The sequence below is a fragment of the Fluviicola sp. genome (assembly GCF_039596395.1).
Taxonomy (GTDB): domain Bacteria; phylum Bacteroidota; class Bacteroidia; order Flavobacteriales_D; family Crocinitomicaceae; genus Fluviicola.
Genome location: NZ_JBCNJT010000001.1, coordinates 1224233 through 1243475 on the forward strand (window position 1 = coordinate 1224233; position 19243 = coordinate 1243475).

Sequence of the window (19243 nt, forward strand, 5' to 3'; positions counted from 1 at the left end):
TGCCGCAGGCGGACGATAATACTACAATAAGATCTGCGCCATCCGCGCAATCTGCGTGCCTCCAAAGTCCACCATAAGCAGGCATCTTGTATAGACATCTGCGTTCACCTGTGTTCCTCCGTGGAAAAAAGAAAGAGTCTGCCGCAGGCGGACAATCACATTCCACTATAAAATCTGCATCATCTGCTAAATCTGCGTGCCCCCAAAGCCACCACAGGTAGACATCCGTGTTCACCTGTCCCGACCTTTCGGGATCTGTGTTCCTCCGTGGGAAAAAGAAAGAGTCTGCAGCAGGCGGACAATTATAAATCCGCGTAACTTGTCCCGACTCTTCTGGAATCTGCGTAACTTGTCCCGACACTTCGGGACTGCCGGAAATAAAACAAACAAAATGACAATTCAAATCATCCCCTTCGAAAACCGGTACCAGGAAGCAATCTGTAACATGATGGACCAGATCCAGGACGAATTCGATATTCCCTTCCGAAATCCCCACGGCAAACAAATTTCAGACATCGTAGACTCCGAAAACCGCTTCTGGATCGCACTGGATGGAGATCATGTCCTTGGCACTATCGGCCTGTCGCGTATTAAACCCGGGCACGCTTTCCTCAGGCATTTATTCGTAGCCAAAGAAGGACGTGGAGAAACCGGGACCGCAAAATTACTGCTGGATACCGCACTCCAGGAAGCAAAGAAATTGCACTACACACATATTTACCTCGGGACTATGGAACAATTCAAAGCCGCCCAAAAATTCTACGCCAAAAATCAGTTTATTTGTATTCCCAAAGAAGCTTTGCCGGCTGAAATGCCCGTAAGCCCCATGGATACCTTATTTTACCTCTTGAAAAATGAATCGAATTAAACTATTGACCGCATTTCTCTCCATCTTCCTGGTGATTTCCTGCAAAGAAGAAACCAACCCCGAATCAGTAACCGTTACAGACGATATTGTTCGAAATGAGAATCCCGTAAACCCTCAGGAATTAAAAGAGATAAAGAAAATTTCATCCAATAATGAAAACCCGGCAGACAGCCTGTTTGATCTGGCTAAAAAAGCCGGAGATATCACCATGGAAACACTGGGAAAAGAATCCCGGATCATCAATATGTGGTACGGAGGGTCCTATGAAGATATTTTCGCCTACGCACAAAACAAAAGCGGTTCATACAAGAAAGTGCTTTCACTGGCCGGAGCGCTCCATTTTAAAGTGCTGGATAAAACAGATCACGGGTTGAAACGCATACAAATAATCAATACCCGCAACATGGAGACTGTTGTCTTTCAGTACAATGGAAAAACGTATTCAGATTACTTTTACAAAGGCTCCAAAAAGAGTCTGGCAGATTCAAGCGGAGTAAATACACTCAATCGCATAGAAATTTACAGCAACATTGATTGAAAAAAACGGAATGCGAATAATCCAAACAATTACTCACTTTTGAGTAATAAAACGCAGCCTTCAGTACCTCTGAAAAGGGTTAAAAATGGAATCATACAGGTCATGTACGGGTCAAGTATGGGTCAAGGCTAGGTCAAGTATGGATATAGTATTAAAACGTTATTCCTGTAACAAATCACCATATTCTTAACAAAACTGACGAATGCCTGGTAAGCCTTACTGCAACTGGGAAATTGCTAACACATCAAAACCACAAATCAACATAAAACGGAATTGAAAACTCACAGGACACCAACTTTGCCGAATAACACACAGCGTAAAAACTTTCTGATATCACTTCTCAAATATGTAACCTGTTTATAATCGTCATTAAAGGAAGATTCATGAATTCTTCCCGTGCTAAAGGATTTTGAGTTATTTTAAAGGAACAAAATACCCTTCAGCATGGCAGAAAAGAAACCAAAGTTAGCAGAGATCAAAACAAAACCCACAGCAATAAGTGCTGCCGAATTCATCCGGACCCTCGAAGACGAACAACAACGAAAAGACAGTTTGGTCCTCATTGAAATGATGAAAAAAGCAACCGGGGAAGAACCTGTTATGTGGGGCGGATCCATCATCGGTTTTGGAAATATGCGCTACGAAAGCCCCAAAACCGGCCGGCAAGTTGATTGGTTCCTAGTTGGATTCTCACCGCGCAAAGCAAATTTAACCCTCTACATCGGAGCAGGAAGCGAAGCCCATGCAGACGCCCTGAAAATATTGGGCAAACACAAAGTCTCCGGCGGCTGTTTACACATCAAAAAACTATCCGATGTAGACCTGAACGTCCTGCAGGGAATGATAAATACTTATCTTAGCCGGAAATAATTCGCGATGGATAATTACATGATCGGCCTTTTTTCCATGCTACTAATCATTCTTGTTTCAAGAGTACTAAGTAATAATGCACTCAAAAAACTGGATAAGGAAAAGAAAGTAGAACTATTGGACTTGTTTTCAGGAAAAGCAGTTTATACCTACATCGCTCTAATTCTGATTATTGGCTTCTTCTACGCATGTAATAAGTTAGAACTGTTTTCCCCTATGATCAATGTGGTAATTTATGTGTGCCTCATTACACTATATATCGTGTTGGCAGCCTTCCGTTCCTACCGGATTTTGAAAAACAACGATTTCCCGGAGTTTTACATCAGCAATTATTTATTCACAACATCCCTTCGTATCGTTGGTTTAGTGGTGTTCTTCGCTTTTATGGTACTTTGATTTTCCGTATTTCACTGCTAATCATTAGGATAACAAGATTGAGATCTGTCCCTTGTTTTTTGTTCGCTTCCGGATCTGCCCGGTAATAAAATAAAACGAACAATTTAGGTCTTGATATTTAAACTCGTTTAGCTTAGTTTTGAATAAAAAGAAATTCACGCATGTCGGGAAAACTGAAGATAGTACTCACATTTGCACTAAGCATCCTTGTTCTTGTAATCGTGGGGGCATACGCCTACCAAAGCACAAAACAGTATAAAAACTCGTCCGAATGGGTAAATCACACCCAGGAAGTAATCAACGAAGCCCAGTCCATTTTACTGAACGTGGAAGACATTGAAACCGCTCAGCGTGGTTACGTCATTACCGCTGATGAAAAGTTCCTGATCCCGTATAAAGATGGCGTTGCCGAATTACCCAAAGCCCATTTAAAACTGAACCAGCTGGTCCATGATAACCCTCCGCAAAGAGAATTGCTTGCAAAAATCAATAGCTTGATTATCCAAAAAACCACCTTTGCAGAACAGGTAATCAGTGTTCGCTCAAAAGTAGGGTTTAGCGCGGCTCAGGATCTTATTGAATCGGGAGAAGGAGAAAGCCTCATGGCTTCCATCCGGAGTTTACTCGAACGCTTTATCGCGAATGAAGAAAGCTATCTGACAACCCGTTTCAGCGATTCAAACGAACAATTCGCACATACAGCAACAATTATCCTGGCAAGCATTTCCCTGGCAATACTTTTCGTGGCAATTACCCTTTATTTCTTCCTCAAAGACTACAACCGCAGATTGCGTTCAGAAAAACAACTAAAAGCCAGTGAAGCGCGTATCAAGAAGTTTCTGGAAAGTCTTCCGCTGGGCGTATACGTAGTGGATGCAGATGGAGTTCCGTTTTTTACAAACAGTGAAGCAGTGCGGATCCTGGGAGAAGGAATTATTTCCGGCAATAATTACTCAAATGTCAGAGAGTTCTATAAAAGTTACATTATCGGAACCAATGAACCTTACCCGGTTGAAAAACGTCCGGTTGTCCGCGTGCTCAACGGTGAAAGCAATATCTGCGTGGAAGATGTGGAAACCGACAAAGATGGAGTACGTATTCCTCTGCGCATCAACGCTACACACATTGCAGATGAAGAAGGGAATATCGAATTTGCCATAGCCGTTTTTGAAGACATTACCAGCGTCAAGGAAGCAGAAAACGAACTGCGTAAAGCCAAAAAACAGGCAGAAGAATCTTCCGAACTGAAAGAAATGTTCCTGGCAAATATGAGCCACGAAATCCGCACTCCGATGAATGCTGTAATCGGTTTTACAGACCTGCTGCTGAAACGCAACCTCAACGAGGAGGAAATGGGATACGTGCGGATCATTAAAACTTCCGGTGAGAATTTGCTGCGTATTATCAACGATGTACTCGATATTTCCAAGATAGAATCCGGGTTAATGACCTTTGAGATTCACCCGATTGCTATCAACGGGCTTTTTTCCTCCATTAAAGTCATGTTTGCCCAGAAAGCCAGGGAAAAGAACCTGCAGCTGACTTTTACGGACGATCCGAACATTCCGGCCTCCATTTTGGGAGATCCGACCCGCCTCACACAGATCATTATGAACTTGGTGGGGAATGCCATTAAGTTTACCCAGGAAGGCTCGGTAGAAGTTTCAGCGAAATTGATCGGCAGGGAAGAAGAACATATCCAGATCGAATTCTCCGTAAAAGATACCGGGATTGGTATTCCGGCAGAGAAACTGGACACTATTTTCGAACGGTTCACACAAGCAGAAAAACACACCACCCGCAAATTCGGTGGCACCGGCCTGGGACTGAACATTGTGAAACAGCTGGTGGAACTGCAGGGCGGAACCATTACCGTAAACAGCAGGGAGGGAGCCGGCTCCGAATTCAAATTCCTGTTGTCGTTCTCAACCACCGCTGAAATTGCTTCCGTAAAACCGCAGAAGTACGAAGAATGCGATATCGAACGGTTAAGAGAATTGAAAATCCTCCTGGTAGAAGACAGCCCGATCAACGTGAAATTCATTTCGGCCCTGTTTGACAACCACGACCTGAAAGTGGATCATGCCGAAAATGGCAAAGTGGCCATCAAAAAAATGGCAGAAATATCCTATGACATCATCCTGATGGATATCGAAATGCCGGAAATGAACGGTTATGAAACCACCACATACATTCGGAATGAACTGAAAAGCTCCGTTCCGATTATTGCCATGACCGCGCATACAATGGCAGGAGAAAGCGAAAAATGCCTGCAGATGGGAATGAACGGCTACCTGTCCAAACCGATCCGTGAAGACCTGCTTTTCCGCACATTGATTCACATCGGGTTGGAAAATCCAAAACCGGTTTCAGAAGCACCTGCTAACCTGGTCGACCTCAGTTCCCTGGAAAAAACCATGCGCGGCAATAAGAAAGTGATCCTGGAAACCCTGGAAATCTTCCTGCATCACTTACCGGAAAACCTGGAAGGAATTGAACAAGGGGTGAAGGAAAATAATTTTGCAATGATCCGCAGAAATGCACATACCATGAAATCATCCGTATCCATATTGGGGATTAATAAGATACAAACACTCCTGGAAGAAATGGAAAGGCTGGCAACCTCGGAGTCGGATATGGAACGCATCATTGAACTGGAAAATTCGTTAGTTTTACTCAGCGGTCACGCAGTAAAAGAAATAGAACAACTAAAAGAAAAATTCAAGGAATCATGAGTTTTTGGAAAGATTTATTCAAATCAAAAGAACAGGAAAAAACAGGATTGGTTTTTATTGTAGAAGATAACAAACCGTATGCAGAGACGCTGAAAGTCTTTTTGAGTGCAGAAGTTCCTGCGATCAAAGAAATCAAAACTTTCCCTGTTGGAGAAACGTGCCTGCTGGAATTGAAAAAAAATCCGGATATCATCATCATCGATTATTTTCTGGATTCCAAATACTTCGATGCGGAAACAGGATTGGAGATCATCAAACAGATCCGCGCTGAAAAACCGGAAGTCAATATCATCGTGCTGAGCTCACAGGAAAACATTGATGTGGTACTGGAAATGGTGAAGAAATACAATTGCAGCTATGTGCAGAAAGATGGAGATGCTTTTGAAAAAGTAGGCGAAATCGTAACAGAGATTTTTAAATAAGTTCGAAATCGAATAGTAGGGAATTTTCGGTACGTGCTTTCGTGCGGATCATCAATTTGTGTGCGTGGAAATTTGTAAGCTGGATTATTTAACCGATATTGAATCCATCATTGAAAGTATTTGAACTTAAAAACAGACACATGGCCCGATACAAACTACTTTTTGCTGCACTGTTTTCCGGATGCATACTGATTAGTTATTCCTTCTCCGGGAATCCCGGAGTAAAACCGGTTCATCCAATGGCTCGCCGGCAGGCAGATTTTCCGTCTTGCCCGGAAATAGATAAATACCCGATCATTTTCTCGTACGTAACAGACGACCTGAAAAAAGAACTGGAAGCCAAATGCATCACGCCTCTCATACTTTCAGAGAAAACAACGGCCTTTCAAAACCGTGAATCTTTCCCGGACGAAATTTACAGCGACTTTTACCGTGTCTTTGCAGTCAATAAAATCAATTACACCACCGCCACGCTCATGATCTACCTGATCGAAGAAGAACAAACAGAATCGATGCATGAAACGGACCGCCTGCTGCTGGTGATCTACGACAAAGACGGAGTCGCACGGGATGTCCTGAGTAAAAACCTCCAGGATGTTTTCAGTACCCGCGAATTCAAATTCACCTCCAACCGCGAATTCAATGTCGTAGATACCGATTCGGAATATTCTCCCGACCCGGAGTCCGAAGCAGAGGACAGAAGAAACGGACGTGCGCCGGAACCAAGCGTTTCAACCTTGTATTACCAAGTAGATCCGGTTGCCATGAAATTCAAAATGCTGGATTGATTCCAATCATAAACAGTCACAATTAACTAATGTACAAATCCACACTCTTAGCAGTAATACTGGCCTTTTCCTCAACCATCTTCGGGCAAAAACAGGCAAACAAGGAACAGCTTTACTTCATGTATTTCAAAACGTGGAATTTCCTGAAATACTACCATCCCGATCTGGCTTCCGGGAAACGGGATGCGGACAGCTTGTTTTTCAGCAACCTTTCCAAACTTCCGGCTGCAGAAGACCAGGAGGCGGTTCATAAGTTCTTCCGGACAATGGTCACTGATCTTTCAGTACCCAAATCGCAGGCGGGTTCCATCAAACCAAAAGACGGTTTAGTAAGTAATATCGATTTTTCCTGGAGAGAACGGCCCGAATTCTTTGACCCGGGAACAATACAGAAATTATCCGCGGTTTTTGAGAATCGCTACATCGGGAATAACCATTATTACCTGCCGGAACAAAGTTTCAATGCCGAACTTCCGCATGAGAAAGAATATGCTTTCGGGAAAGACGAAAACATTCCGTTGGAATACCGGTTACTCGCTTTGGCTAAAATCCAGGGCGTAGTGGATTATTTGTATCCGCATAAATACCTCATGACGCCTGCGAATGAATTTGATTTCCTGCTGCGGTCAGTGATCGCAAGGATGTTCCGCTACGATGACCGTGTGTCTTATGAATTGGTATTACTGAAATTAAGTGCCTGCCTGCAGGATTCCCATTCCTACAATTTTTACAGGCAAATGACCGCGAAAAAGAAGATTTTCAATAGTTCCGTATATCCTCCGTTTGCTTATAAGGTCTTTGAGGACGGAATCCTGGTTACACAGTTGATCGTTCCCCAGGTTTGTCAGCAAGCGGACATCAAAGAAGGAGATTATATTACGAAGATAAACGGAAGGCCGGTGAAGAGGAAAATCGAAGAATTGGCCAAACTATTGTCAACTTCAAACCGCGCCACCCTGTTGCATCATCTCTCAAATTATGCCGATAATCTGGTTTGGGGCTCGGAGAGTAAAGATGTATCGGTGGAAATTACGAGGAATTCCGGCAACCAGATGAAAAAGATTTTGTTTATCGCCAGTGGCGACTCCAACCTGAAATTGCTGAATGAATACCTCACTTCTTTGCCGTCGAACAAAGCAGAAGACGGATCTTTGATCGTTTTGAATAATGAAATAGCTTACTTCCGGATTGATAACGTCTTTCGCTTGATCGAACACGTTGAAGATGCACGGATCGATCACCAGATGGATTCGATTTTAGACCTGGCCGGAAATAAGAAAGGAATCATTTTCGACATGCGTGGTTACCCGGATTGGGGCGGTTTCGTGCCGGCTTACGTGGTAAAACATTTCGGGAAAGACCTTGTTCCGTACGCAAAATACTTCCAGGCCAATAAACAACAAATCGGAACCTACACTCTGAAAGAAGCTTTGGACACGTATTACAATCCGGACTTAAAACCGGAAGGTGCGGCTTACAAAGGGAAAGTAGTAATGATAGTGAATCCGGCGACCCAGAGCATGAGCGAATGGAATACCATGTGCCTGCAGCATGTGTTCCCGGATGCTGTTACAATCGGTGAGCAAAGCGCAGGTGCCGACGGTGATCTGAAAACCATGAATCTGCCCGGTGGCTATACCTTTGATTTTACCGGGAATGCCATTTTCTACCCGGATGGAACGGAAGCACAGAGAAAAGGTGTTAAAATCAACATCCCGGTCCGCCTCACGAAAGAGAATTATTCCAAAGACAGCGATTATCTATTGCAAAGAGCCATTGAATTAATCGAAAAATGAGCGGAATAAGCTGTTTGATCTTACCTTTATCCGGAAAAGACTGTAAACAAATTAAATTATCTAAATCATGAATAAATCCATTCTGATTATTTTGATTATCCTGTTGAACGCCGTAGCATTCGGTCAAAATCAATCTTACTCGAAGATTTATTTCGTGAGAAGCAGGAACTTTTTTGCATCTAATGCCATAAGTTATATCGGGGTAGAAAATCAGAAAAAATTCGAACTTCCTTTAGGTGGAGTTGTTGAATATAAGATTTACTCCGAAGGAGAGATTTCAGTAGAAGCTGATTATTCCGGATTCATGAAATTTTATTGTAATTTAAATGTAAAAAGAGGAAAGGAATATTTTGTATTACTGGATTCGAAACAATTCCACCAGGTAGAAGAAGAAAAGGTCGCTAAATTTTTAAAAGTTCCTTCCAGCTTTGAAACAAGAGAAGAGGAAATTGATTCCAGGGAGGTTATTAATGTAACACCAAAAGAAGAAAAGACATCATCACCGGGGCAAGGAACATGTTTCCTGGTGAGTTCTGAAGGATATTTCGTTACAAATTATCACTGTATTGAAAATGCAAAGGGCATTACGATCAGAGGTATTGGCAATAATCCTTTAGCAAAGCACAATGCTGTGGTAATCGCATCTGATGTTTCCAATGATCTGGCTTTAATAAAGATAAACAATCCTGATCTGAAATTTCCGGACCCCCCTTTTTCAATTCGGAAAGAAAGATTGTTACTGGCCGAAAAATATTATGCATTGGGATTCTTCGGATCGGGCTTGTCAGAGAAAGGAATGAATATTTCCGAGGGAATCATCAGTTCAAAAACAGGATTGAATAACGATGTGAGTATATTTTTAGTTTCCCAGGCATTAGATCCCGGAACCAGTGGTGGACCGATTATAGATGAAAATGGTAATTTGATTGGTGTTGTTTATTCAAAAATAAACGGAGAATGGTTTGGAATTAAAGCAGATTATTTAGAAACTTTTTTAAAGAATGTGGAAGGGTTCGTATTACCTGTCTATAAGAATGAATTAAAGGACATGCCATTGCCACAAAAGGTTGAGACTTTGAAAAAGATAGTTTTTGCTTTGGAAGTAAGCTAATATCAACTTCAAAATAATTACTACATTTCAGCGGTAAAAAGAAACTATTCACATACAAAAAACCGCTATGAAACTATCCGCTAGTTGGCTCAACAGGGTAGAGGGAATCGGACTGATCCTGATCCTCTTCTCTTTCTTCGTACAAATTTTCCAGAACAACACGGAAGAATCTTTCCGGGAATCACAGAATTACCACATCAATAAAAAGCTTGATCATATCTGGGCTTTAATAGAGAATAAGTATGCCGAAGAACATCCCGAAAAGAAATTAAAACCCTTGATCCGGCTGAAATCACTGGACCACGATTGGGAATTGTATTCCACCCAGGCGAAGGAAATGAAGGCTTGGGAAGACCAGATAGACTTCTTCGCAGATATCAGTACCTGGATTTTTGTACTGGGAACGATCCTGGCTATTTTGCCCAAATTCATCCCGGAGAAAACAGAATGAGAAAGTGGTTGAATGCTTACGCTGAGGCTACAGCAAAGGAGCAGCGAAGTCGAAACCACCTTTATTGCTAATTTAGTTATCATAAAATCATACTAAACCATGAACATACAGGCATTCAAAGAAAACCTCGGAGTGAGTGATCTTCCGGAAGCATTGGAAAAACTCATTCAGTTTCAAAACGAGCATTCCGGTTTTGAAGAATATGCACAAGGTTTCGGAGTGTTGATTGACGACAAGTCGGGAATCAAGAGCTGGAGCGAAGACGAAGCTTTCCTGGAACGTGTGCATCCTTTCGCCCAGGCAAATGGTTCGGGTTCGATCTATGCTTTGTGGGATAAAGATGCTTCCGGTAATCTGGACGGCCTCCCGGTTGTTGTTTTCGGTGATGAAGGAGGAGTTCATGTAGTTGCATCCAACATCCTGGAATTGATGCAGATGCTGTTATTCGATTCGGAGATTTCCGTCGATTTCGATGAAGTGTATTTCTACAAAGATGAAGACGATTACGAAGAAAGCGAAGGCCATGCAACGTTTAAGGATTGGTTGAAGAAAGAGTTCAATTTGGATCCGGTGGAAGATCCCGATACCTTGGTACAAGAGGCCGAAGAAAAGTACAAGGAAAACTTTGACCGGTGGTTCGAACAGTATTACGCGGATTAGAAATGACTATCTACTTCGAACTAAGTTCGCATGAACTGAATGACATCAGTTATTTCTCGATGGGAAATTTCACTTTTGAAAAAGAGGGAGTTTGTTTTACAAGTAAAAACCGGAAGCCCGATCAAAGTTGTATGTTGCTGGCTTCCTTGCCGGATTTGTTCTTTCGGCTCATGAAGGTGAAAAAAGGGGAGATCCGGAAGTTTGTATTTTCACCGGTCGATTGTTCGTACCAACTGCTCTTCGAAAAGCAAAAGAATAAGCTGCTGATCAGCGAATTTTCCAGGGAAAAATTGATCTGTGGGGTCGATGAATTTGCGGAAGCTCTTCACAAAGAAGTCAGGGATCTGCTTATCCGTTATGATATTGAGATTGAATATATGGATATTGCAAGACAGGATTTTGTGGAGTGTTGGAGTGAATTTAAAACACTGTTCCCCGATCAATAACTTCAAAAGCGACCTGGTTCTACAAGTCGCCTTCACTTAAATTCTATCTGCAAAAGAAATGACCGGAGCTTGTTCCAGTTTTTCCGCTGCCATCTCCCGGAATGCCTGGATATAGGGCTGTTGGTTGTGTGTTTCCAACGCTTCTTTGCTCTCCCAGATTTCCCAGAAAACGAACTGGTTTTTATTTTCTACGCCCTGGTGCAGGTCGTAACGAAGACAAGTTGCTTCTTTGCGGCTTTCAATGACCATGTTTTGAAGCACTGCTTTTACTTCTTCGGTGAATTCCGGTTTGCTTTTAATGATTGCTGTGAGATAAACTTTCATGATTCTGAGTATTGACTGATTGGAACTTATTTGCTAAATGATTTAAATACTGAATGCGGTAATTCTCAATGCGTTCCGGAGTAGCGTTTTTTTCCAGGTCGTGGAAATGGAACCCGTCAATGCGCTGCATACCGGTAAATTGGTTCATCTTGTGAAAACCGAATAATACACCGTCGTCTACAGATCGCTGGTCGAAGAATTCTCCTTCCAGGGTAAAGGCTGTGTTGGGCGCATTCCAGGTACTGGTCACCATGTATTGCTTGCCGTGCATGAGTCCGCCTGTTCCGTAATTGATCTCAGGATTGGACCGGCTTCTTCCGTCACTGGAATAAATCCCGTTCTGATGTCCTGCCGTAAATACTTCATCGATGTATTTCTTCAGGAGGTTCGGTACGTGGAACCACCAGATCGGCGTGTGATAAATAACCACATCCGCCCATTTGAAATTTTCTGCTTCCTGCACCGGATCATACGGATCGTTGATGTCCGTGATCCGGACGTCATAATGCTGCTGCTCTAAAAAAGAAGAGGTCCAGTGAGTCAGTGTTTCGTTGAATTTACCTCCTGAATGTGCAAAGTGCTGGCCTCCGTTTAGAATGAATACTTTTTCCATTGTCTGATTTGTTTCTGCAAAGTTCAGGGCTTTTGATGTATTATGAAAATAACTTAAATTGTATATTTGTATCATAATTGTAATAGTTATGCAAATCAATTTGGAATGGTTCAGAACCTTCAAAGCCATTTATGAAACGGGAACACTGTCCGCAGCAGCCAAGGAATTATTTGTTTCACAACCCGGTGTAAGCCTGCATTTGAATTCCCTGGAAGCTTTTACAGGCTACAAATTGTTTGACCGTTCTGCAAGGAAAATGGTTCCAACGGAAAAGGGAAAGATCCTCTACAATTTTATCTTGGATCCGATTAAAAAACTGGAAACCGCCGAACAGCATTTTCACAAACGTTCCCAGTCGGAAAGAGCAACCATTAGTGTGGGCATGTGTTTTGAAACTTTTCAGTATACGCTGGAGGAACACATTCCGTCCCTGTCATTTAACCTGATCATTAAATTCGGCGAATACCCGCAAATGCAGCAGGATCTGGATAATGGCTTATTGGATCTGATCGTAACTCCGCACAAGGGAAGCCAGAAAAACCTGGTTTACGAACCTTTCTCCAAAGAGCGGATTGTACTCGTTGCCGGGAATAATACCGATACCGAGGCATTGGAACTGTTTTTGAAAAGCGGGGAAATCCGGGAAGCAGGTGACTTTTTGAAACAGCAATTGTGGTACAGCACCGCAGCCGATATGGAGCATTTAAAGAATTTCTGGCTGAAGAATTTCGGGGAACACCCGGATTTTCGTCCGAATTTCATTGTGCCGAACATCAGTTCGATCATTCGCTGCCTGAGTGATGGGAACGGATTCTCAGTGGTGCCTGATTTCCTGTGCCGCGAAGCAATCGAAGCCGGAAAACTCCATTTGATCTGGGAAGGAACGGAGCCCTGGGAAAACACACTGTATTTTGGGTCGCGGAAAAATACCATGTATCAAGCCGAATTGGATCAGTTAAAATACCTGTTTAAAGAAAAATGGGAGCGCGAGTGGGTTTAGTGCTTATCTTTATCATTCACAACAACATAAACCATGAAAGTCGCATTTAAATTAGTGGAACACGGAAGTGAAGAGTGGAAAGCTGCTGTCCGCTTGCGTGAAGACATTCTTCGAAAACCACTGGGAAGTTATTTCACCGACGAAGAACTGGAAGAAGAAAAGAACCACATTCAAATTGTAGGATTAGTAGACGGCGAAATAATTGCTACTACGGTTCTGGTTCCTGAAAATCAATGGATGAAAATGCAGCGTGTCGTTGTGAAAGAGGAATTACGCAGTTCCGGTATCGGATCTGAAATGATGGCGTTTTGCGAAAAGATATCATCCGGGAAAGGCAAGCATCGCATTTTTTGCCATGCAAGGGATACTGCCGTAAACTTTTACCTGAACAACCATTACCTGGTTGAAGGCGCATACTTTCCCGAAGATGGAATTCCGCACGTCAAAATGGTGAAGCAAATCAATAACCTTTAGGCTTTTCGATTTTCAGTTCCGTAAATACCTGGTCGAATCCCTTCGTGTCATAACGGTGTTCCTTAAAATACATGTAATCGCTTTTTAAGCCGTCTTCCCAGGTGTATCCCGGACGGATCATTTTTCCTTTGTTTGCCTTGTAAATTGCCAGGGCATTCTTAGAATCATTATGGAACAGGTAAACGTGCGCCAGGTTTAATTTGGCATTCAAATCTTCGGGGTACAGTTCAACGCTGCGTTTGAAATAAGCGATCGATTCCTCATACCTTTTGATTTCCATCAAGTGCCACCCGATACTGGTCAACAGGTATTCCGGCAGTTCCAGTTTGGCAGGATTTTCCACTTTTACGGCTTTTGGGAATTCCTTCCCGTCAACCATTCGGGTGTAACCGGTTACTTTCCCTTTTTTATCGGTTTCAAATTCTTTGACCGCCTGGAATTCCCGGTTCATGAAGCGTTTAACGGAAGTGAAATACATCTTGGCATAGCGGCCGTCTGTGTAGAAATAAGGTTCTCCACCTTTCCATTCTACAGAAGCCCATTGATCATCAAATAAATAAATCCCCTGGTATTTTTCCAGAATATTGTCCGGAACCTTCATTTCATTCTCCAATTCCTTCCGTTGAGGCTCACGGTAGAAGTTCTTCCAGTTGTAAGCTTTGGCAACACTTTTAATCACATCGTAGATTAATGTTCCGTCATCTGTATTGAGGAAGATTGCTACACCATAACCATCCTCCATACTTCCGTAGAATTGCCCGCAAAAACCGTCATTTCCTGCTCCGTGCTCAAAATATTTTGCACCATCAATGTCTAAGATGAAAGTTCCCATTCCTGTGGGACCATTGTTGTAAGGGCTCAAATGCAGATTCACCATTTCCTGGTTCAGAACTTTGGATTTGCCGCCTTTCAGGGCCAGTTGCATGTCGATGATGTAGTTACACAAGTCACTGGGAGTCATCCACAAACCTGCTGCAGCTTGTTCGGGATACAGGCGGAATTTGTTCAATACGGGAGAACCGTCCGAATAGTAACCGGAAGCGTAGTTGCTGAGATCTCCGTCCGGATTTGGGAAAGCATAGGAACTATGTGTCATGCCGATCGGTTTCAGGACGTTCTCGTACATCCATTCGTCGTAAGGTTTGCCGGTAATGTCTGTCAAAATAACCTGCGAAATAGTGGTTCCGCCTCCCGAATACTGGAATTTCAGGTTCGGTTCAAATTCACTTCTTACAGCCGGAGTAACTGCCGGTGCTAAGCCGTCCAGGACCTGGTACACAGTTGGAATATCACCCAACCGGTTGTGCCCGGGAAATCCATGGACGGTTAAACCTGCCTGGTGGCTTAAAATTTCTGCCAGTGTAATCTTTTTTCCTTTGGAAAGCGAGTCGTAGGGAAACTTCCAGGATTTCAGGTATTGATTGATATCCGTGTTCAGGTCGAGCTTGTGTTCCTGCGCCAATTTCAAAATACCCAGTGCATTCAGTGTTTTACTGATAGAACCCGGTTCGAACAGCGTTTCGGTTGTCACCGGTCTTTTTTCGGCTTCATCTGCCCAGCCATATCCTTTTGCCCATGCGATCTTGTAATCCCGGATAACAGCGATACTCATTCCTTTCACACCATAGAGTTTCATTTGCTCTTCGATCGTTCGTGGCTTCTCATTACCGATGATTACATTCCCGGTAATGTTGTTTTCCACTTCTTTGATTTTTTCAAGCGTTGCCCCGGAATAATTTTCCTGGGAGAAAAGGGGAGAACTGATCAGTAAAGCGGAAATGAATAAAGCAGCTGTTTTCATAATTCGGATTTGGTTAATGCAAGGTAAATGAATTTTAGCTGGGAAGTAACAGGAGAAGTGTAAAAGGATGTAAATTAGGATCAATGACTGTATTCCTAAAAAATAAGAACGCTGCAAAACAAAGGTTTTACAGCGTTCTTAAAAAATTGTCCGGTTGAGAATTACTGGATATCACATTCCCGGGTATAATTCCCGAAAACATCTGTTCCTGTTTCTTCCAGGTCATTACACTTTTTCTCTGCACGAACACGGGAATCTTTGAAGGAATAATTTCCATCCGTTGATGAATTCCTGTTCCCGTCACTGTCTGTCCGTACTTTGGTACATTCGCAGACATAGTCTTTTTTGCAGGATGCCAGTGTAAAACCCGACAATACTACTAATGTTAAAATTACTGCTTTCATAATCGTCATTTTTAAGGTATTTCCAGAAAAAGTGTTCCTTCAAACAGTCGGAACTAAATATGAATGATTTACAACACAAATCTGTTATATAAGTTATGAAAAAACTTACATAATTCACAGGTTATCAACGTGTTTATGAATGCCGGGTCTTCTCAATCCGTTTTTTAAATGTCACATTCTCTGGTGTATTCTCCAAGGATATCTGTTCCTGAATCTTCCAGATCGTTGCAACGGTCTTCAGCGCGTGCACGTGAATCTTTAAACGTATACGTTCCATCGGAAGAAGTAACGGTACTGCCGTCATCATCCGTACGGATCATTCTGCATTCGCACGTATAATCTTTTTTACAGGATGCAAGTGCCAGGCCTGACAATGCCACCACTGCTACAACTACTCTTTTCATGATTGTCTTTTTTAAAGTGTTCAGCACAAAGATGGACGATCATCGACGGACTTCTGTTACAAAATTTTTCAGAAAACTTGTATGAATCCCAGATGTGGGATTTATGTAAGCCTTTCAAATAATTTCGTAACAACTTCTGCTATTTCTTCGTCAACTTTACCCCAACGAAGTATAGACAGAAGGTGAAGCATCTCATGTATTAAAGGATGTGAACTGGACCGATATAAGTTGTGATTGGAGCACAAATATCAATTTGTGCGGGTGTAGTAGGTGAAAAGGTGTATCAAGCTTTTATCTGATACACCTTTTTGATTTGAACGAATCCCGGAAAGAATGTGTATCTTTCGTTTCGTTGAACCAGAAGATACAAACCACAGAAATATGGCATCGGTAACTGCTAACATTAAGAAGGAACTTTACAGAATTGAAATTGAGTCCCCAACGGGAAATGTTCTAATCTCGGACGAACCCCTGGAAAGAGGTGGGAAAGACCTGGGATTTTCTCCTACCGAATTACTGGCTTCTTCGCTTGCGGCATGTACCAGTGCAACTTTGCGCATATATGCTGACCAGAAGGGCTGGGACTTGCAGGAAGTAAAAGTGGAAATCGGTCTGGACCGGGATGAAAAGGAGAATAAAACCATCTTTACACGCAAATTACAGCTTTTTGGTAACCTGGATGAAAAGCAACGCGAACGCCTGTTCAAAGTGGCAAATGCCTGTCCCGTTCACAAAATTCTCACCAATCCCATTGAGATCAATACCGAGGTAATTCCCTGAAATGAATTTTTTTTCGAAAAATAATTGGAAAGTAGCTATTTAATTTTTTACTTTGTTTTTCAAAGTACTTTTATTTAAGTTTTAAAAAAGAACAACTATGAAAAACAAAAGATTGATGATTATTCTGTCAATAGTGGGAGTGCTGTTGTTGATTCCGTTTGTAGCCATGCAATTTACAAACGAAGTAAACTGGTCGGGATCTGACTTCCTGATCATGGGAATTTTATTGTCGGTTTCCGGACTGGTGTGCGAACTGATTCTGCGCAAAGTCAAAAAACGTGAGAATAGAATCATACTTTGCCTGGCCGTATTGGGAATGTTCCTGCTGGTGTGGATGGAACTTGCGGTGGGTATCTTTGGAACTCCGTTTGCAGGATCTTGATGAGTGCGTTAAAACAAGTGTTAATTTCGGCAAACATTCTTTATGGATTAATTCTGCTGATATTCCTGTTGGATTTTTTTGGAATAATGGAAATGAAAGGGCGGGAATTTAGTTCCTTTATCTATATTATTACGACTTTATTCATGCCGCTCATTTTAATTGGTAATTTGATAGTATTCAGAAAATATGGAATTTTTCTGACCTGGAGGTTTTGGTCTTCGTTAGTGACACTTACGATCTGTTTTTATTCGCTTGCATTCTTGGCCTATCGTTTTTCATCAACAAACTTTCAAACTCAAACCATTTATTACGTAAGCTTCCAGGATTGTTTCAGGACCATTGAATTCCAAATGGAAGACATTGGAGTATTTGGATATAACAAACGCTATGTGGAGGTAACTTATTTAACTCCGTGGTTGATGATTACCAAACAAGTTGATCCAAAGAATGACCCGGGAGAAGGATGGGTAAGAATTGATTGGGATGTGAATGAATTGGAGCTTAAATATTAGTATGTTTAGGCCTGAATAGCTTTTACCAAGATGACTGAAACAACCAAACGATTGGAAGAACTCCTGAAAACCGGGTTGGCTTACCTGGTGAATGCTTCCGAAGCGGAACTGAAATACCAGCGTGCACCGGGGAAATGGTCCAAACAAGAATTGTTGGGGCATTTGATTGATTCGGGAATGAATAACCTGCAGCGTTTTACGGAAATTCAATTCGCTGAAAAACCTTACAAAATCCGAAAATACAACCAGGATGAACTGGTGCTTGCCAACGATTATCAGCATGCAGACATCAGTGAATTAGCAGAATTCTGGCTGGCACTGAACAGGAGGATTGCAATCATCATGCAACAGCAAACGGAAGAAACACTGAGTTTCGCTATCGGATTACCCGACGGACAACTTTCAGACCTCCGTTTTTTGATGGTCGATTATGTGGATCACCTGGAATATCATGTGAAACAGATCCTGACGGAATTACCACAATCCTAAAAAGTCTTGTTTCTCACATCTGAAAGCGGTATATTAGGTAGATGAAAGTTCATACAACCAATTATACGAATACATTCATCGCTATTGCAGATGATTGCCCCATGGGAAACGGAACGGTTCCGCCCCTGAAAGGAGATGCTTTGACGATTGCCAACAGGCAGTTTGACCTGATCAGCAAAAATCCGTACAAATACACGTCGGATGAAGTATTGTTCCAGGTTTTTGCAGATAAAAATGAGTTGGCCCAAAGCGAATATGAAGCCGCCAGGGCTCAGTTTTTCTCAAAAGGACAAGCTTGTTTACGGGCTTCTCCGTTGACAAAACGCTACGGTTGGGGAATTCATTTTGATCACGAAGGGAAAATGGCGCTTTACGGTTCGGAAAGTGAGGAATACAAACGATACCTGGAAGACAAGACCTTAAATGTAGTCAAAGCGATGAAGTCTTCGCGATGAACATAAACAGAACCTTTTAATTATTTTCGAAGAAATAATCTTCACGCTTGCGCAGAACTTGTATGTTGAAAATGAACCGTATCCACTTATTGCTTTTGTTGCTTCCTTTCGGAATACTGTTTTCCTGTACCGATAACAAAACAGAACACAACCTCATGACCGGTGAACGTAAATTTATCGAAGGATTGGGAATCCTGGATCAGAAAGAGCAAATCCAGTTATTCGAGAACAATGATGGTTTCGACGATGTGACAAAATCGGGGAATTTTATCACCGACAAAAGAATTGCAGCTTATTGGATCAAAGACGGCAACCGGGAAATATACTCGGCATTTTTTACGAATGAGATCGATTCCATCGCTCAAACAGATAACCACACAGCCTTAACATACGCTTCTTACCTGACGGTTTACAAAACCGACGGAAGTTCCTTCAATGTCTACGTGGATGCGGACAGTACACGCACCTATGAGTTTTTCAATAAAGCGCTTTCCAATTGGGAAGCCCTGAGAAAAAATAAGTGA

General features: G+C 42.3%; 25 protein-coding genes. 20 read left to right on the forward strand and 5 right to left on the reverse strand.

The annotated features are described in order from the left end of the window. The first annotated feature begins 391 nt into the window (after nt 1-391). The 12 genes from ABDW02_RS05230 to ABDW02_RS05285 all read left to right on the forward strand — a co-directional run bounded on the left by ABDW02_RS05230 (nt 392) and on the right by ABDW02_RS05285 (nt 11081). Entirely contained in the window at nt 392-868 is a 477-nt protein-coding gene (locus tag ABDW02_RS05230) for a GNAT family N-acetyltransferase (protein WP_343632813.1), read from the forward strand. Further along, a complete protein-coding gene (locus ABDW02_RS05235) occupies nt 855-1406 on the forward strand; it encodes a hypothetical protein (RefSeq protein ID WP_343632815.1) in 552 nt (183 codons plus the stop codon). The genes ABDW02_RS05230 and ABDW02_RS05235 overlap by 14 nt, the downstream gene beginning before the upstream one ends. 444 nt (nt 1407-1850) lie before the next feature. Further along, complete coding sequence (locus tag ABDW02_RS05240) at nt 1851-2276, forward strand: DUF1801 domain-containing protein (protein ID WP_343632817.1); 426 nt, start codon at nt 1851-1853, stop codon at nt 2274-2276. A gap of 6 nt (nt 2277-2282) precedes the next feature. After that, nucleotides 2283-2672 carry a hypothetical protein gene (locus tag ABDW02_RS05245; protein WP_343632819.1) on the forward strand — a complete coding sequence of 130 codons (390 nt, stop codon included), beginning with the start codon at nt 2283-2285 and terminating at the stop codon, nt 2670-2672. A gap of 161 nt (nt 2673-2833) precedes the next feature. Continuing rightward, nucleotides 2834-5407, forward strand: a complete 2574-nt coding sequence (locus tag ABDW02_RS05250; protein ID WP_343632821.1) for a CHASE3 domain-containing protein — start codon at nt 2834-2836, stop codon at nt 5405-5407. Further along, complete coding sequence (locus tag ABDW02_RS05255) at nt 5404-5829, forward strand: response regulator (RefSeq protein WP_343632823.1); 426 nt, start codon at nt 5404-5406, stop codon at nt 5827-5829. Before ABDW02_RS05250 ends, ABDW02_RS05255 begins: the two co-directional genes overlap by 4 nt. A gap of 140 nt (nt 5830-5969) precedes the next feature. Continuing rightward, nucleotides 5970-6617: a hypothetical protein gene (locus ABDW02_RS05260; RefSeq protein WP_343632825.1), complete on the forward strand. Its 648-nt coding sequence runs from the start codon at nt 5970-5972 to the stop codon at nt 6615-6617. 29 nt (nt 6618-6646) lie between these two features. Continuing rightward, nucleotides 6647-8413 carry a S41 family peptidase gene (locus ABDW02_RS05265; protein WP_343632827.1) on the forward strand — a complete coding sequence of 589 codons (1767 nt, stop codon included), beginning with the start codon at nt 6647-6649 and terminating at the stop codon, nt 8411-8413. 67 nt (nt 8414-8480) lie between these two features. Further along, on the forward strand, nt 8481-9524 hold the full coding sequence (locus ABDW02_RS05270; protein WP_343632829.1) for a serine protease: 1044 nt from the start codon (nt 8481-8483) through the stop codon (nt 9522-9524). Nucleotides 9525-9591: 67 nt separating this feature from the next. Continuing rightward, complete coding sequence (locus ABDW02_RS05275; RefSeq protein ID WP_343632831.1) at nt 9592-9975, forward strand: hypothetical protein; 384 nt, start codon at nt 9592-9594, stop codon at nt 9973-9975. Nucleotides 9976-10074: 99 nt separating this feature from the next. Further along, nucleotides 10075-10635, forward strand: a complete 561-nt coding sequence (locus ABDW02_RS05280) for a hypothetical protein (protein WP_343632833.1) — start codon at nt 10075-10077, stop codon at nt 10633-10635. Continuing rightward, a complete protein-coding gene (locus ABDW02_RS05285) occupies nt 10608-11081 on the forward strand; it encodes a hypothetical protein (protein ID WP_343632835.1) in 474 nt (157 codons plus the stop codon). The genes ABDW02_RS05280 and ABDW02_RS05285 overlap by 28 nt, the downstream gene beginning before the upstream one ends. 36 nt (nt 11082-11117) lie before the next feature. Here the strand turns inward: ABDW02_RS05285 and ABDW02_RS05290 are convergent, their stop codons facing one another. Together ABDW02_RS05290 and ABDW02_RS05295 are read right to left on the reverse strand one after the other, a co-directional pair. Then, on the reverse strand, nt 11118-11405 hold the full coding sequence (locus tag ABDW02_RS05290; protein ID WP_343632837.1) for a putative quinol monooxygenase: 288 nt from the start codon (nt 11403-11405) through the stop codon (nt 11118-11120). Continuing rightward, nucleotides 11377-12018: an NAD(P)H-dependent oxidoreductase gene (locus ABDW02_RS05295; protein WP_343632839.1), complete on the reverse strand. Its 642-nt coding sequence runs from the start codon at nt 12016-12018 to the stop codon at nt 11377-11379. The genes ABDW02_RS05290 and ABDW02_RS05295 overlap by 29 nt, the downstream gene beginning before the upstream one ends. A gap of 88 nt (nt 12019-12106) precedes the next feature. On the opposite strand from ABDW02_RS05295, the gene ABDW02_RS05300 reads away from it, so the two are divergent. Both ABDW02_RS05300 and ABDW02_RS05305 read left to right on the forward strand, forming a co-directional pair. Continuing rightward, on the forward strand, nt 12107-13018 hold the full coding sequence (locus ABDW02_RS05300; RefSeq protein ID WP_343632840.1) for a LysR family transcriptional regulator: 912 nt from the start codon (nt 12107-12109) through the stop codon (nt 13016-13018). 33 nt (nt 13019-13051) lie between these two features. Continuing rightward, a complete protein-coding gene (locus tag ABDW02_RS05305) occupies nt 13052-13492 on the forward strand; it encodes a GNAT family N-acetyltransferase (RefSeq protein WP_343632842.1) in 441 nt (146 codons plus the stop codon). Here the strand turns inward: ABDW02_RS05305 and ABDW02_RS05310 are convergent. From ABDW02_RS05310 to ABDW02_RS05320, 3 genes are all read right to left on the reverse strand, one after another. Next, nucleotides 13479-15293, reverse strand: coding sequence for a serine hydrolase (locus tag ABDW02_RS05310; protein ID WP_343632844.1), 1815 nt, complete (start codon nt 15291-15293; stop codon nt 13479-13481). The two genes, ABDW02_RS05305 and ABDW02_RS05310, sit on opposite strands and share 14 nt — an antisense overlap. Before the next feature lie 161 nt (nt 15294-15454). Beyond that, nucleotides 15455-15697: a hypothetical protein gene (locus tag ABDW02_RS05315; RefSeq protein ID WP_343632846.1), complete on the reverse strand. Its 243-nt coding sequence runs from the start codon at nt 15695-15697 to the stop codon at nt 15455-15457. A 164-nt stretch (nt 15698-15861) separates the two neighbouring features. Continuing rightward, nucleotides 15862-16101: a hypothetical protein gene (locus tag ABDW02_RS05320; protein ID WP_343632848.1), complete on the reverse strand. Its 240-nt coding sequence runs from the start codon at nt 16099-16101 to the stop codon at nt 15862-15864. A 381-nt stretch (nt 16102-16482) separates the two neighbouring features. On the opposite strand from ABDW02_RS05320, the gene ABDW02_RS05325 reads away from it, so the two are divergent. The 6 genes from ABDW02_RS05325 (at nt 16483) to ABDW02_RS05350 (ending at nt 19243) form a co-directional block, all read left to right on the forward strand. Continuing rightward, nucleotides 16483-16881 (forward strand): OsmC family protein, encoded by a 399-nt coding sequence (locus ABDW02_RS05325; protein ID WP_343632850.1) that lies wholly within the window; start codon nt 16483-16485, stop codon nt 16879-16881. A gap of 97 nt (nt 16882-16978) precedes the next feature. After that, complete coding sequence (locus tag ABDW02_RS05330) at nt 16979-17263, forward strand: hypothetical protein (protein WP_343632852.1); 285 nt, start codon at nt 16979-16981, stop codon at nt 17261-17263. Nucleotides 17264-17613: 350 nt separating this feature from the next. Continuing rightward, on the forward strand, nt 17614-17775 hold the full coding sequence (locus ABDW02_RS05335; protein ID WP_343632854.1) for a hypothetical protein: 162 nt from the start codon (nt 17614-17616) through the stop codon (nt 17773-17775). A gap of 30 nt (nt 17776-17805) precedes the next feature. After that, nucleotides 17806-18264 carry a DinB family protein gene (locus ABDW02_RS05340; RefSeq protein ID WP_343632856.1) on the forward strand — a complete coding sequence of 153 codons (459 nt, stop codon included), beginning with the start codon at nt 17806-17808 and terminating at the stop codon, nt 18262-18264. Nucleotides 18265-18305: 41 nt separating this feature from the next. Further along, nucleotides 18306-18719, forward strand: coding sequence for a DUF6157 family protein (locus ABDW02_RS05345; protein WP_343632857.1), 414 nt, complete (start codon nt 18306-18308; stop codon nt 18717-18719). A gap of 71 nt (nt 18720-18790) precedes the next feature. Next, the gene (locus tag ABDW02_RS05350; RefSeq protein WP_343632859.1) at nt 18791-19243 is read left to right on the forward strand and encodes a hypothetical protein; all 453 of its coding nucleotides are present in this window, start codon (nt 18791-18793) and stop codon (nt 19241-19243) included.

Bases quoted from the DNA above. Each gene is read 5' to 3' on its own strand.
- ABDW02_RS05330 (WP_343632852.1), top strand. From the start codon at position 16,979: ATGAAAAACAAAAGATTGATGATTATTCTGTCAATAGTGGGAGTGCTG.
- ABDW02_RS05290 (WP_343632837.1), bottom strand. From the start codon at position 11,405: ATGAAAGTTTATCTCACAGCAATCATTAAAAGCAAACCGGAATTCACC.
- ABDW02_RS05260 (WP_343632825.1), top strand. From the start codon at position 5,970: ATGGCCCGATACAAACTACTTTTTGCTGCACTGTTTTCCGGATGCATA.
- ABDW02_RS05340 (WP_343632856.1), top strand. From the start codon at position 17,806: ATGACTGAAACAACCAAACGATTGGAAGAACTCCTGAAAACCGGGTTG.
- ABDW02_RS05305 (WP_343632842.1), top strand. From the start codon at position 13,052: ATGAAAGTCGCATTTAAATTAGTGGAACACGGAAGTGAAGAGTGGAAA.
- ABDW02_RS05265 (WP_343632827.1), top strand. From the start codon at position 6,647: ATGTACAAATCCACACTCTTAGCAGTAATACTGGCCTTTTCCTCAACC.
- ABDW02_RS05245 (WP_343632819.1), top strand. From the start codon at position 2,283: ATGGATAATTACATGATCGGCCTTTTTTCCATGCTACTAATCATTCTT.
- ABDW02_RS05255 (WP_343632823.1), top strand. From the start codon at position 5,404: ATGAGTTTTTGGAAAGATTTATTCAAATCAAAAGAACAGGAAAAAACA.
- ABDW02_RS05325 (WP_343632850.1), top strand. From the start codon at position 16,483: ATGGCATCGGTAACTGCTAACATTAAGAAGGAACTTTACAGAATTGAA.
- ABDW02_RS05335 (WP_343632854.1), top strand. From the start codon at position 17,614: ATGGAAGACATTGGAGTATTTGGATATAACAAACGCTATGTGGAGGTA.
- ABDW02_RS05300 (WP_343632840.1), top strand. From the start codon at position 12,107: ATGCAAATCAATTTGGAATGGTTCAGAACCTTCAAAGCCATTTATGAA.
- ABDW02_RS05270 (WP_343632829.1), top strand. From the start codon at position 8,481: ATGAATAAATCCATTCTGATTATTTTGATTATCCTGTTGAACGCCGTA.
- ABDW02_RS05250 (WP_343632821.1), top strand. From the start codon at position 2,834: ATGTCGGGAAAACTGAAGATAGTACTCACATTTGCACTAAGCATCCTT.
- ABDW02_RS05350 (WP_343632859.1), top strand. From the start codon at position 18,791: ATGAACCGTATCCACTTATTGCTTTTGTTGCTTCCTTTCGGAATACTG.
- ABDW02_RS05240 (WP_343632817.1), top strand. From the start codon at position 1,851: ATGGCAGAAAAGAAACCAAAGTTAGCAGAGATCAAAACAAAACCCACA.
- ABDW02_RS05235 (WP_343632815.1), top strand. From the start codon at position 855: ATGAATCGAATTAAACTATTGACCGCATTTCTCTCCATCTTCCTGGTG.
- ABDW02_RS05275 (WP_343632831.1), top strand. From the start codon at position 9,592: ATGAAACTATCCGCTAGTTGGCTCAACAGGGTAGAGGGAATCGGACTG.
- ABDW02_RS05315 (WP_343632846.1), bottom strand. From the start codon at position 15,697: ATGAAAGCAGTAATTTTAACATTAGTAGTATTGTCGGGTTTTACACTG.
- ABDW02_RS05230 (WP_343632813.1), top strand. From the start codon at position 392: ATGACAATTCAAATCATCCCCTTCGAAAACCGGTACCAGGAAGCAATC.
- ABDW02_RS05320 (WP_343632848.1), bottom strand. From the start codon at position 16,101: ATGAAAAGAGTAGTTGTAGCAGTGGTGGCATTGTCAGGCCTGGCACTT.
- ABDW02_RS05345 (WP_343632857.1), top strand. From the start codon at position 18,306: ATGAAAGTTCATACAACCAATTATACGAATACATTCATCGCTATTGCA.
- ABDW02_RS05295 (WP_343632839.1), bottom strand. From the start codon at position 12,018: ATGGAAAAAGTATTCATTCTAAACGGAGGCCAGCACTTTGCACATTCA.
- ABDW02_RS05280 (WP_343632833.1), top strand. From the start codon at position 10,075: ATGAACATACAGGCATTCAAAGAAAACCTCGGAGTGAGTGATCTTCCG.
- ABDW02_RS05310 (WP_343632844.1), bottom strand. From the start codon at position 15,293: ATGAAAACAGCTGCTTTATTCATTTCCGCTTTACTGATCAGTTCTCCC.